The following is a 13,110-nucleotide window of genomic DNA, read 5'->3' as shown; positions in this document are numbered from 1 at the left end:
TGCGCGGAGCGTTCGCGAAGGCGGACGCCTCGAGCGACGCGGGGGTGCGCGGGTTCCGAGCGTTCGTCGTGGCACACGGGTTGCTGCCGGACCGCCCAGGAGGCTGAATGATGAGACGTCTCTGGAATTCGATTCTCCCGCTCGCCGTCGTGGCGGCGACAGCGCTGCCGGCGCGGGCGCAGGTACCCGTTCCCCCGCTGCCGCATCTCGAGATCCACATCGCGCACTCTCACCCGCCCCGATTCCGCCACGAGGTTCGGCCGGAACGACCCGGGCGGGACTACGTCTGGATCGGAGGCTTCTGGGACTGGGAAGGCGACCAGTGGATCTGGGTTCCCGGACGTTGGGATCGGCCCGCCGGACATCACGTCCGCTGGATCCGTCCGCGGTACGTTCACGAGTACGGCGCCTACCGCTACGAGCCGGGTCACTGGTCCAATCAGCGCATCGAAGAGGGAGACGAATATCGACGCTGGCGGGACGAGCACCATGGACACCACCGCCACGGCGACGATCGGGACCGCGATCACGATCACGACCAGCGGTAGCTGAAAATACCTTCGAGCCCCTTGCCCCCGACCGCACGAGCGGCGGGGGCTTTTTTCTGGCCCGAACGAATCAGCCCCCGAGCCTCTCCCTCACTTCCCGGGGAATCGGGGGATGCGAAGGGATGATCTTCCGTTTGCCGGGAGGCGGAGGCGGAGCAGCCGCCGGCGACCGGAAGACGCCCCCGCCGATCGTCCCGGCGTAGAGGATCGGCGTCGATCCTGAAGAAACCGCGAGCGCGTCGACGTCGCCGATCGTCAGTCCCGAATCGAGCGCCGTCCAAGTCGTCCCGCCGTCGGTCGAGCGGTACACGCCGTTGCCCGGGCCAATCTGAGTCCCGACCGCCGCCACGTCGATCTTCGACCCCGGCTCGATCACGATCGCCGGAGAGTCGGGCCGTCCGAAGGTCGACGGGATCGACCCATCGATCTCCGTCCAGGTGGCTCCCCCGTCCGTGCTCTTCCACACGCCGTTCCCGGTCGCCAGGTACACGCGCGTGTGCGCCGCCGGATCGATCGCAATCTGGTGGATCTGGGTCTCCAGGAAGGAGTTCGATCCCCCGCTGACGTCGCTCCAGTGCCCGCCCCCGTCGGTCGACCGGAAGATCCCGTCGTCGGTCCCGGCGAACATCGTCTGGGGATTTGCCGGATCGATCGCGAGCGAGCGCACCGTCGACATCGCCGACGTATCGCCGAACGCCGCCCAGTGCGCTCCCCCGTCGGTCGTCTTGAAGATGCCGCTGTCGGTCCCGGCATAGATCGTCTGAGATGACGAAGGAAGGAACGCGAAGCAGTCGATCCCCCTCGTCGTGATCCCCGCGTTCGACGGCGTCCAGCTCGATCCGCCATTGGTCGTCTTGAGCACTCCTTTCTCGTCGGTTGCCGTGTAGACGATCGACGGATTGGTGGGATCGACGGCGAGCGCCGGAAAGACCTGCTGATCGATGCCGATCGACGTCAAACTGCTCCACGAGACGCCGGAGTCGACCGATTTGAAGATGCTCGATCCCGTCGCCGCGTAGACGATCGACGGCGACGACTTCGATGCCGCCACGGCGTAGACCTCGGAGGCGAAAAGTCCCGTGTTCGCCGACGTCCAGTGCGCATCGTCGGTCGTCTTCGCCACGCCCGCGACCCCCGAGCCCGCGTACCGCGTCAAAGACGCCGGGTCGCCCACGATCGAGGAGATCGCGCTCGAAGGAAGACCCGAGTTGATCGGCGAGACCGTCGCGCCTCCATCGAGCGAGTGGTAGATCCCGCGCCCGGATGTCCCCACCAGGATCTCGGTCGCGCCCTGCGATGCGAAAGGGGCAGGCGAAATGGCCGAAAGGGGCTTGGGTTGGGAAAAAAGCAGCAGGGCGAAGACGTCAAAGCACGGAGAGCCGCCGCACACGACGTCCTCGATGAATTCGACCCAATTGTCGTCCACCAGGTTTTTCCAGTCCTGCTCGGCGTCGTTCGGGGCGATCGAGGCACCGGCGGCATTCGACGGCGGTGCAAGATGAAGGATCCCGATTTCCGGAGACAGGACATAGACGCTGGCGATGTCCCCCGGGGCCACCAGGATGCCCGTGACATCGACGCCGTCGAGCGCGGTTCCTCCGAACTTCGACCAGGACTGACCACCGTTGGTCGACAGAAACGTCCCGGCACCGCTCGTCCCGGCGATGATCGACGAGCTCAGACTCGGATTGATCGCGATCGACTCGACTGCCGGAGTCTGGCTCTGCGAGTCGACGAGGCCGGAGTTGGAAGCCTTCCAGTTCACTCCCGCGTCCGTGCTCACGTAGACGCCGTTCGAGCTTCCGACCACCACCGTGGAGGAGGAGCTGGGCGCGATCGCGATCGCATTCAGAAAGCCCTGGAGGACGCTCTCGCCCGTCTCGGTCCACGACGCCCCGCCATCGTCGCTCTTGTACAGACCCCTGTTCGTGGCCGCATAGACCCTCGATGAAACCGTCGGATCCACAGCGACCGCGTTGATCGTCAGGAAATGCCCGCCGAACGTCGGCAGGCCGGCAAACGCCGGCTTCCAGTGCGCCGCGCCGTCGGTCGTCTTCCAGATCCCGCCGTTGCCGGTGGCGGCATAGATCGTCGTCGGATGCTGCGGGTCTGCGGTCAGCACCGAAATGCTTCCTCCCTCCGGCCCGCCGACGGACCAGAGAGAACTCGCCGCGGCGGGAGCGACGGAGCTCGATACGACGGCGGCAAAGGCGGCGACCATCGAAATCATGAGCCTCATGACGACGTCTCCCTCACCTTCTTCGGCGGCGCCGGATGCACCGGGATGATCTTCCGTTTGCCCGGAGGCGGAGGCGGAGCGGCCGCCGGCGACCGGAAGACGCCCCCGCCGATCGTTCCGGCGTACAGGATGGGGCTCGATCCGGAAGAAACGGCAAGCGCGGCGACGTTCCCGTCGTCGAGGCCCGCGTCGAGGGCTGTCCACGTCGTTCCGCCGTCGTTCGACCGGTACACGCCGTTGCCGGGGCCGACCTGGATGCCGACCGAAGCCACGTCGATCTTCGATCCCGGCTCGATCGCGATCGCTGGAGCGTTCGTCTGCCCGAAGGTCGACGGAATGTCCCCGTCGATCTCCGTCCAGCTCGAGCCGCCGTCCACGCTCTTCCACACCCCGCGTGACGTCGCCAGATACACGTGCGAGTGCGCCGCCGGATCGATCGCGATCGCCTGCACCTGGGCGGTCTGCAGGAATCCGTTCGATCCCGAGACGTTCGTCCAGTGCGCGCCGGCGTCGGTCGAACGGAAAATCCCCTGAAAGGGGCCCGCGAACAACGTCTGGACGTTGGCCGGGTCGATCGCGAGCGCATGCACGTTCGAAAGATCCGTGTCAGCCAGCGTCCAATGGGCGGCGCCGTCGACAGTCTTGTACAACCCCTCGTCCGTGCCCGCGTAGACCGTCTGCGCCGACGCCGGGTCGATTGCCAGGGCGCCGATTCCCGTCGTCGGGATCCCCGCGTTCGAGACCGTCCAGCTCGACCCTCCGTTGGTCGACTTGACTACGCCTTTCTCGTCGGTCGCGGCGTACACGATCGACGGGTTGGTCGGGTCGACCGCCAGAGCGGGCCAGACCTGCTGGTCCACGCCGATCGACGTCAGGTTCTGCCACGACACTCCCGCGTCGGAGGACTTGAAGACGCTCGATCCCGTCGCCGCGTACACGATCGACGGCGAAGACTTCGCCGCCGCGACGGCGTACACCTCCGAAGCGAAGAGACCTGTGTTCGAGACGGACCAGTGGCCTCCATCGTCGATCGTCTTCGCCACGCCGGCCAGACCGGAACCCGCGTATCGCGTGGACCCCGAATCGCCGGTGATCGCCGAAATCGCCAGCGAGGGAAGTCCGGAGTTGATCGGCGAAAATGTCTTGCCCCCGTCCAGCGAATGAAAAATTCCCCGGCCGGAGGTCGTCACCAGGATCTCCGTCAGGCTCCCCGAAACGAATGGAACGGAGGAAACGAACGAAGAGGGCTGGGAGAACTGCGCCCAGAAGAGGATTTCCCACCAGAGATCGCACGGAGAGCCGCCGCAGAAGAGCGTCTCGACGAGGAATTCCCAAAGATAGAGTATGGCCTCGAGCACTTCCCAATCCTGCGCCGCGTCGTTTCGCGCGATCGCCGTACCGGCGCCGTTGGACGGGGGCACCAGTTGAAAGACTCCCCTTTCCGGCGAGAAGGCATAGACGTTCCCGGCATTCGCCGGATCGGCCTTGACGCCCGTGACGTCGATTCCGTCGAGCGCCGTCCCTCCGATCTTCTTCCAGGACTGGCCGCCATTGGTCGACAGAAAGGCTCCGGCGCCGTTCGTCCCGACGATCATCGACGAACTGGCGACCGGATGAATCGCGATCGACAGGACCCGAGGCGTCTGCCCCTGGCCGTCGACGAGCCCGGTGTTCGAAGCCTTCCAGTTCACGCCCGCATCCGTGCTGACGTAGACGCCGCCCGAGGTCCCGACGACGACCGTCGTCGAAGAAGAAGGGGCGATCGCGATCGCGTTCAGGAACTTCCCCTCGAGGGCACTCGCGCCGCTCTCGGTCCACGAGGTCCCGCCGTCGTCGGTCTTGTACAGACCGACGTTCGTCACCGCATAGACCCGCGAGGAAACGGCCGGATCGACCGCGATCGCGTTGATCGAAGTGAAATTCCCCGACCGGATCGGGAGCCCCGCATAGGCCGGTTTCCAGTGCGCCGCGGCGTCGGTCGTCTTCCAGATCCCCCCTTCGAGCGTGCCGGCATAGATCGTCGTCGCATGCTGCGGATCTGCAGCGAGGAACGTGATGTCGCCGCCCGCCGGCCCCCCGCGCGACCACAGAGGGTCCGCCGAAGCGGCCGCCGCCGCGGCGATCGCGAGAAGGAGAGCGGCCGTCTTCGGGACGATCGAGCTCAAGGCTGCGTTTCTTTCACTTTCTTCGGCGGCGCCGGGTGGACCGGGATGATCCGCCGTGTGCCCGGAGGCGGCGGAGCGGCCGCGGGCGGCGACCGAAAGACGCCGCCGCCGAGCGTGCCGGCATAGAGGATCGGGCTCGCTCCCGACGAGACGGCGAGCGTCTGGACGCCCGTGTTCGAGAGACCGACGTTCACGGTCGTCCAGCTCGTCCCCCCGTTCGTCGACCTGTAGACCCCCGTCCCCTCCGATTTCCCGAACGCTCCGGTCGACCCCACGTAGATCGTCGGCGGCGTTCCTGCGACGATCGTGATCGCGCTCAGGGTAGGCCGCTCGAAATCGATCTCGAGCCCGTCGTTGATCTCCGTCCAGGCCGCGCCGCCGTTGGCAGTCTTCCAGGCGCCGTTCGCGGTCGCGGCGTACAGCGTGGCGTGGGACGAAGGGTCGACGGCGAGCCCCGAGACCGTCCCCGAGTTCACGAAGGGCTGCGAGGATGAGATGTTCGCCCAGTGCGCCCCTCCGTCGGTCGACCGGAAGACTCCGGAGCCCTCCGTTCCCGCATACACGGTCGAAGGCGCAACCGGGTCGATCGCGAGCGCGCGGACGTCCGGAATCGAACCGCCGGGGCTGACGAGCGTCCAGTGCGCGCCGCCGTCCGACGTCTTGTACACGCCGTCGGAGGCGCCGGCATAGATCGTCGAACCGGACGACAGGTCGATCGCCAGCGAAAAGACAAACGTCGAGTCGAGGCCGATCGGAGACCAGCTTGCCCCGCCGCTCGTCGACTTGAAGACGCCTCCGTCTCCCGCCGCGGCGTAGACGACCGCGGCGTTTTCGGGGTCGACCGCGACCGCGGCGATCCCTCCCACGTTCACCGTCCCGCCGAGGAGCGTCCAGCTCACCCCCGCGTCGACGCTCTTGTAGAGAGCGCCCGCCGTGCCCGCAAAGACGGTCGAGGGTGAGCTCCGCGACACGGCGAGCGCCTGGACCTCGGCGGCGATGAACCCGGCGTTCGACGCGGACCAGTGCGAGCCGTCGGTCGATCGCGCGATGCCCAGATCCCCGCTGCCGGACGTGATCGCGCTCGTCCCGTCGGCGAGCGCCTCGATCGTGAGCGACGGGAGACCCGCGTTCGACTGGGAGAAGCTCGATCCGGTGTTGGTCGAAACGTAGATCCCGCTCCCTTCCGTGGCGACGTAGACCGGTACGGAAGCGACGGCGAAGGAGCTCTTGTTCTCGGAGGAGAAGTTCGTCATCTCGCACGCGGTCGAGCCGTAATCCTCGTAAAAGAACCAGGGCTGAAAAACGAGGAGGAACGCCACCGCGGCGGCGTCCGGACGAACGGCGGAACGCGGAGAGGCGATCGCTCCCGCGCGCGCCGAGGCCGCGGGCTTCTCCTGCCTGGTCCCCCTGTAAATCGTGTGAATCCCCAGAAGGAAAACGGTCGAGTCGTCCACCGCGTCGAAGAACACCGATCGGACCTGCTCCGAGTCGAGATTCGTCCCCGTGTTCTTGACCCAGCCGAGTCCCCCGTTGAAGGAGAGATAGAGGCCCGCGAAATCCGTGCCCGCAAGGACCGAGAGTGGTTCGTTCGCGTCGATCGCCAGCGCGGTCACGCGCACCCCGTCCATTCCGCTCGTCGGCAAGAACGTCGCGCCGTGGTCGCTCGATCGATACACGCCGTTCGAGCCCCCGGCGAGCACGATCGCGGGCGCCGTCGGATCGACGGCGATCGCTTCCACGGAACCCGAAACGCCCGTGCCGGCGGCCTGCCAGCTCGCGCCTCCGTCGGTCGTCCGGTAAAAACCCTTCGCAAAGTATCCCGCGTACGCGATCGCGGGATTGACCGGATCGACCGCGACGGAGTCGATCCCGATGAAGCTTCCGACAGCCGTCGGAAGGCCCTTGGACGCGTGCGACCAGTGCGCTCCCGCATCGCTGCTCTTCCAGACGCCGCCGTCGAGCGTCGCGGCATAAACGACGGCGGAAGGGGGAGCGGAAACCAGGGCCGTGACGTTCCCTGCTTCGGGTCCGCCGACCGACCAAAGGGAATCGGCCGCCATGACTGCCGAAGGCAGAGCCAGAGCGAGAACCGCCGCTGGGAATAGTCGCATCGGGATCACGGGGTCAGCTCATCTCTCGCTGCCCGGTCGCCGCCGCCTGCTGGGCGGCAAGGAAAATCCCGAGAGCGACGACCACGAGCACCCCACGAGCCATTTCCGTACCTCCAACCGCGGCGCGAAAACGCTCCGGCCGCGATCATCGACGCAAGTCCCTGATCGAAAAGAGCGTTGCCGCGGCCTCAACGGCCGGGCGACCGAATTCGCTTGGCTTGGACGATGCGGATCCTAGTGGGAGCCGTTTCTCAAAGTCCTTAAGCAGGCTCTTAAATCTTCTAAAATCTTCCTGATTCCCCATGAGCGAAGGGCGACGACGATTCGAGTTCGCCGGCTACCGCATTGACGAAGAGCGGAGGCTCCTCCTGCGCGACGGAGAGCCGGTACCGCTCACCTCGCGCGTCTTCGACACGCTCCTCGCTCTCGTCAAGAACTCCGGCCGGCTCCTCTCGAAAGAAGAGCTCATGCGCGAGGTCTGGGGTTCCGCGCACGTCGAAGAAGGAAACCTCACCGTCAACATCTCGGTGCTCCGGAAGGCGCTCGAAGAAAAGCCGGACCAGCACCGGTTCATCGTCACGGTTCCCGGCCGCGGCTACCGCTTCATCGCGGAAGTCATGGAAGAGTCCGCAGAGCCCGAAGAGAAGCAGCCGATGCCGCCGGCGGACGTGCCGTCGCCGGACCTCCTCCCGCCCGCTCTTCCGGCGACGCCCGCCGCCAGCGCCCCCGCGAACCGGCGTTCTCTCCCGGGCGGAAAGTCGCTCGCCGCGGCCGCGGTGATCGCGGTGACCGCCGTTGCCTACGTGGCGGCGCTGGCGCAGCGCCGGTCGCCGACGACGGACCCGTCGACCGGCGTTCGCGGCCCGAACCGCCGCTCGATCGCGGTCCTCCCCTTCTCGCCGCTCGACGGACACGACGAGGATCGGTTCCTCGGCCTCGGGATGGCCGACGCCATCATCACGAAGCTTTCCGGCCTCCGGCCGCTCCTCGTACGCCCCACGAGCGCCGTCACGAAGTACGCCGGCTCGTCGCTGAGCTCGCTCGAGGCCGGACGGGAACAGCGCGTCGACACGGTGCTCGAGGGGAGCATCCAGCGGGCGGACGGAAGGGTGCGCGTCTCCGCGCGGCTCCTCGAGGTCTCCGACGGAGCGGCGCTCTGGGCGTTCCAGGACGAGATCCCGGCCGGAGACGCTCTCTTTCCCCTGCAGGACGCTCTTTCCGAGAAGATCGCGGACGCGCTCACGGTCCGCCTGACGGATCTCGAGCGGCGTTCGATCCGGAAACACTACACGGAAAGTCCGGCGGCGTTCGAGGACTACGTCGAGGGGCGCTATTGGTGGAACCAGCGAACTCCCGACGGGCTCCGAAAGGCGATCGCCCTCTTCCAGAAGGCCGTCGCGGACGATCCGGGGTACGCGCTGGCCTGGGCGGGTCTCGCGGACTGCTATTCCCTGGCAGTCTGGTACGTCCCGATGCCGGCTTCGGAGGCCGTGCCGAAGCTCACGGAGGCCGCCACCCGCGCGGTCGCGCTCGACCCCGGGCTCGCCGAGGCGCACCTCGGGATGGGAAACGTCCGGTCGTTCGGATGGGACTGGAAAGGGGCACGCCGGGAGCTCGAGCGGGCGATCGAACTCAATCCCGGCTATGCGACGGCGCGTCACTGGCACGCCCTTCACCTGGCGCTGATCGGCGAATTCGACGAGGCCATCCGCGAGGCGCAGCGGGCGCGCGAGCTCGATCCTCTCTCTCCGTCGATCAACGCGGACCTCGGCTGGGTGTATTACCTCGCCCGCCGCGATCCCGAGGCGATCGCCGCCTACCGCTCGACGCTCTCGATGGAGCCCCGCTTCTCGCTAGCGCACTTCGATCTCGCGCTCGCGCTCTCCGACGAAGGGAACTACGCCGAGGCGATCGCCGAGATGGAGAAGGCCTCCGATCGGGGAAGCGACTACCTCGCCGGGCTCGGGTACGTCTACGGACGCGCGGGACTGCGGCCCGAAGCTCTCCGCGCGCTGTCACGGCTCAAGGCGCTGTCGCGGACCGCCTACGTTCCGCCGTATCACTTCGCCTGGATCTATACCGGTCTCGGCGATCGGGATCGGGCGATCGGCGAGCTCGAGCAGGTCTATCGCGAGCACACCCAGCACGTCGTCGACTTCAAGGTGGCGCCGATGTTCGATCCGCTGCGGGGGGACCCGCGGTATCAGGATCTGGTGAGGCGCGTGGGACTGTGAAAACGATCAGTTGGGCCGACTTCGAGAACGTCGAGCTTCGCGTCGGGACCGTCGTCGCCGTCGAGGACTTTCCCGAGGCGAAGAAGCCCGCCTGGAAGCTCACCGTCGATTTCGGAGCCGAGATCGGAACGCGGAGATCGAGCGCCCGGCTCACGGATCTCTACTCGAAGGAGGACCTCGTCGGGCGGCAGGTCGTCGGCGTCCTGAACTTCCCGCCGAAGCGGATCGGTCCCTTCGTCTCGGAGTGCCTGATCACCGGGTTCTACCGGGAAGACGGCGCGGTCGTTCTGGCGGTTCCGGAACGGCCGGTTCCGAACGGGTCGAAGCTCGGTTAGACGGCAGCCCGGGCAGACCGGATCCGCCGTTCGGAATCGCCGCCCCCGCCGGAGGACGAGTTCAGCACCGCGGCGAGGCGCGAGCCCGACGGGATGCAGACCGCCCGTCCGGCTCGATGCATTCGCTGCGCCGGCCCTGTTCAAACCACCCGGTAGCGGGCGATCACCACCGTCACGTTGTCCTTCCCCCCGGCCTCGAGCGCCCGCTCGACGAGCGCCCGGCAGAGCGCGTCGGAATCTCCGGGACCACGGAGAGTTTCGGCGATCACGGTGTCGGGCACCATGTCGGTCAATCCGTCGCTGCAGAGAAGGACCTGATCGCCGTCCTCGAGATGCACGTGCTGGAACTCGATCGGCGACTTGCGGCCCCGCGTCGAGATCACGCCGGTCAGCACGTGCCTCAGCGGGTGCCGCTTCAGCTCTTCGGGCGTGATCGCGCCGGCATCGGCGAGCGACTGAGCCATCGTCTGGTCGTGCGTGAGGCGGTGGAGCGTTTCGCCGCGCTGCAGGTACGCCCGCGAATCACCGATGTGCGTGACGATCGCGTCCGGCCCGAGGCTCAGGACGAGCGTCATCGTCGTTCCCATCCCGGCGAGCTCCGGATCGGCCAGCGCTCGGTCGGCGAGAACGGTCGAGAGGCGCTCGAATCGCTGCTTCATCCGCTCGAGCACCTCCGCGATGCGCGACTCGTCGAAGCTCATGATCCAGTCGGGCGTCTGCAGGGCGAGGTTGACCAGCGCGCCGATCGCGGTGCGGCTGGCCACTTCCCCTCCGGCCCGCCCCCCCATACCGTCCGCGACCAGATAGCCGTACGCGGTGTCCGCGTGCGCGGCGGGAACGATCCCCTCGGGGAGGTTCGTCAGGAGCGTCGTCATCGTGCGCTGGAATCGCGCCGCGAGGAAATGGTCCTCGTTGTTCGTCCGGACGCGGCCGGGATCGGTTCGGGCGCCGAGGTCCACGTCGACTCGGGGAGAGGTCATCGAAACCTCATTTTGCCGAAGGATCCGAAGAAAAGACAGCCGGCCGCCGCTTCCGGGCGGCGGCCGGACGTTCTCGCCCCCGGCGTGCCCTACGGTCGCCGGCGGTCGCCGATCTGCATCGCCGTATCGTCGGTCTTGTTGTCCACCGTCACCATGTAGACGACGGCGCTCCCCTCGGTGACCTGAACCGTGACCGAAGCCCCCGCGGGAAGGTCGATCCCGGTGAAGGCCTTCGCGCTGAGCTGCTCGAAGACATTGGGCCCATAGTGACGCGTCACGAACGACACCTGCTGGCCGCTCGGTCCCGTCACGAACACCGACAGCGTGACGCCATCGCGAAACGCGCGAATCCCGAAATTGACGCGAAATTCGGCGGTGTCCGTTGGCGCCACGAAATCTCCGAGCTCGAACTGCGAATTTTCCGATCGCAGGATGGTCGGGTCGCCCGGACGGATGAAAGGCTCGGAAAATCCGTTGGTCCCTCCGGACCCGTTGTCATTGAACAGCCTCGAGACGACCAGGGGAGGCGGACTCGACTGTGTGAGGACGTCGAGGCTCCCGAGGCCGGTCGTCCCCGCCGCCGAGACGAGGTCGTCGAAGTGCGCCGTCGCCCCGGGCGCCAGATCGTAGGAGATCGACGGGTCGGTCGCGGAACCCGACACTCCCATCGGATGAAACACGAGGCGGCCGCGAATTGCCGCGGTTCCCGGGTTGAAGAGCTGAATGGCGGTGCGGAAGGCCGTACCGGACGGCGAGTGCGCGGAGCCCGCGGCAGGGACGGTTCCGGCGTAGACCTCGGCCTGGCCGCTCGCCTCGATCATCGGGACTTCCTCGAAAAGGCTGGCCTGGGTATCGCCGATCGAAAACTCCTCGCTCACATCTCCCGAGATACTCACCATATGGTAGCCGGCGGTTTCCGAAGCCAGCTGGACTGCGCCGCAGGGAGGGGCAGCCAGCTGGGATGCGGCGATCAGGTCGCCCTTCTCGACCGGGATCGGCGGATCGAGCGTGACCGTGACGATCCCGGGGGTCACGTCGAACGGCCCCCTCTCGTCGATGAAGTCGACCGAGTTGTCCCCGAGAAACCGAAAGACCTTGATTTTCATTGCCTGGGAACAGGGAGCTCCGTTTCCGGCCTGCCACATGACCGTCGCGGTCGTCAGGACCCCGTCCTCCGTCACGGGATACGAGAGATCGACCACCGTCACCTGTCCGCTCACGGCGGTTGTGTCGCCGTTCGACAGAATTCCCGCACGGAGAGGCTGCCCGGAGGATGCCGAGGCGACCAGGAGCGCAAGCGCTGGAACGAGGAATCGAAGCCCGATTCTCATGGAATCTCCTTTCTCGGGTGAAAGCGACGCCGAATCATGCAACGGACCCGCCCTGTCGTCAAAACGACGTCAGGGAAATCTTCGGAAGGGATGGGCCTCCGTGTTGAACACGACCCGGTCGAAACCGGCGACGTCCTCCGGAGAGAACAGCAGGTACAGGTACTTCAGCGTCTCGGAGAGGAAATAGCTCGGCATCAGGTCGCCCTTCTCCTTCGTCCGGACGTCGTTGAGCACCGTGAAGCCGTTCTCGACGCGGCAGTATCTCTTCAGGTCTTCGAAGATCGTCCGCCCCATCTCGAGATATCGCGGGTCCTTCGTGAACCGGTAGAGGTAGTAGGCGGACTCGACGATCTCCGGCCTCAGCGGATAGGCCGGGGCGGTCGCTTTCATCGTCCGATAGTCGACCCCATCCGGCTCGACGCCGTACCTCGTCCACATCCGGAAGCACGAGTCTTCGAGGCGGCGTGCCCGCTCGAGGTCGCCGTCGAGCGCGAGCACCGCGGGAAAGAACGCCTGGAGCGCGCCGAACTCCGTCGCCGTCCGCGCGCCCGTCCTCATGTCGGACACGCCGTACCAGAGGCCGCCGAACCGCTCGTCGGCCAGATGCGCCTCGATCGCGCGGCGGCTCTCCCGCCACATCCCGGCGAAGTCGGCATCGCCGAAGAGGACGCGCGACTTGAGCATGTATTCGTAAGAGGAATCGATGCCGCCGCCGATGTGGCTCGACGGCGAACGCCACTCCCCCGTCTCCACGTCGATCTCGTCGCCGAACAGCCCGGCCGCCGAACGGCGCGCGTCGAGCGCGAGGACGGCGCGTTTCGCCCGATCGAAGTACGCGGGATCGCCGGTCAGCTTCGAGAGGGTCCCGAACTCGAGGATCAGCGTCCCGATCTCGGCGGGATTGGAATGCGCGCCGCTCGGTTTGCCGGTCTTCAGGTTGACGTTCACGTAAGGCATGCCGGTCGGAGAGTCGAACACGGGCAGGAGCCGGCGGCCGAGATCGTGCGCGAGCGCGAGCAATCGGGAGTCCTGAGTCAGCTCGTACCCGGAAAGCAATCCGCCGAGCACGCGGATCGTGATCTCGAAGTTCTTGACCGGGAAGTCGCGGTCGAACGAGAGCTTCTCGTCGATGAGGGCTTGCGCCCGCTTCGCCTCGCCGTCCAGCCC

At 66.8% G+C, this 13,110-nt stretch carries 9 protein-coding genes; 3 read left to right on the top strand and 6 right to left on the bottom strand.

Annotated features, from left to right (window positions below; genetic code table 11):
• Positions 1 to 107 precede the first annotated feature (107 nt).
• Positions 108 to 548 carry a YXWGXW repeat-containing protein gene (locus tag VFS34_10945; GenBank protein ID HET9794970.1) on the top strand — a complete coding sequence of 147 codons (441 nt, stop codon included), beginning with the start codon at positions 108 to 110 and terminating at the stop codon, positions 546 to 548.
• Between the two features lie 70 nt (positions 549 to 618).
• On the opposite strand, the gene VFS34_10940 is transcribed toward VFS34_10945, so the two are convergent.
• The 3 genes from VFS34_10940 to VFS34_10930 are packed head-to-tail and all read right to left on the bottom strand — an operon-like array spanning position 619 to position 7,063.
• Positions 619 to 2,787 carry a hypothetical protein gene (locus VFS34_10940; GenBank protein HET9794969.1) on the bottom strand — a complete coding sequence of 723 codons (2,169 nt, stop codon included), beginning with the start codon at positions 2,785 to 2,787 and terminating at the stop codon, positions 619 to 621.
• Positions 2,784 to 4,952 (bottom strand): hypothetical protein, encoded by a 2,169-nt coding sequence (locus VFS34_10935; protein HET9794968.1) that lies wholly within the window; start codon positions 4,950 to 4,952, stop codon positions 2,784 to 2,786. The genes VFS34_10940 and VFS34_10935 overlap by 4 nt, the downstream gene beginning before the upstream one ends.
• Entirely contained in the window at positions 4,949 to 7,063 is a 2,115-nt protein-coding gene (locus VFS34_10930; protein HET9794967.1) for a hypothetical protein, read from the bottom strand. Before VFS34_10930 ends, VFS34_10935 begins: the two co-directional genes overlap by 4 nt.
• Positions 7,064 to 7,365: 302 nt before the next feature.
• Between VFS34_10930 and VFS34_10925 the strand changes: the two genes are divergently transcribed.
• Together VFS34_10925 and VFS34_10920 are read left to right on the top strand one after the other, a co-directional pair.
• Positions 7,366 to 9,297 carry a winged helix-turn-helix domain-containing protein gene (locus tag VFS34_10925; GenBank protein ID HET9794966.1) on the top strand — a complete coding sequence of 644 codons (1,932 nt, stop codon included), beginning with the start codon at positions 7,366 to 7,368 and terminating at the stop codon, positions 9,295 to 9,297.
• Positions 9,294 to 9,632 carry a tRNA-binding protein gene (locus VFS34_10920; GenBank protein ID HET9794965.1) on the top strand — a complete coding sequence of 113 codons (339 nt, stop codon included), beginning with the start codon at positions 9,294 to 9,296 and terminating at the stop codon, positions 9,630 to 9,632. Before VFS34_10925 ends, VFS34_10920 begins: the two co-directional genes overlap by 4 nt.
• A 140-nt stretch (positions 9,633 to 9,772) precedes the next feature.
• On the opposite strand, the gene VFS34_10915 is transcribed toward VFS34_10920, so the two are convergent.
• The 3 genes from VFS34_10915 to VFS34_10905 all read right to left on the bottom strand — a co-directional run.
• Positions 9,773 to 10,612 (bottom strand): protein phosphatase 2C domain-containing protein, encoded by an 840-nt coding sequence (locus VFS34_10915; GenBank protein HET9794964.1) that lies wholly within the window; start codon positions 10,610 to 10,612, stop codon positions 9,773 to 9,775.
• An 89-nt stretch (positions 10,613 to 10,701) separates the two neighbouring features.
• A complete protein-coding gene (locus VFS34_10910; GenBank protein HET9794963.1) occupies positions 10,702 to 11,943 on the bottom strand; it encodes a hypothetical protein in 1,242 nt (413 codons plus the stop codon).
• Positions 11,944 to 12,012: 69 nt separating this feature from the next.
• A partial coding sequence (locus VFS34_10905; GenBank protein ID HET9794962.1) for a glycoside hydrolase family 47 protein occupies positions 12,013 to 13,110 on the bottom strand: 1,098 nt, incomplete at its 5' end.

Source organism: Thermoanaerobaculia bacterium, from assembly GCA_035717485.1.
Lineage (GTDB): Bacteria > Acidobacteriota > Thermoanaerobaculia > UBA5066 > DATFVB01 > DATFVB01.
This window is presented reverse-complemented; position numbering and strand designations above follow the sequence as displayed.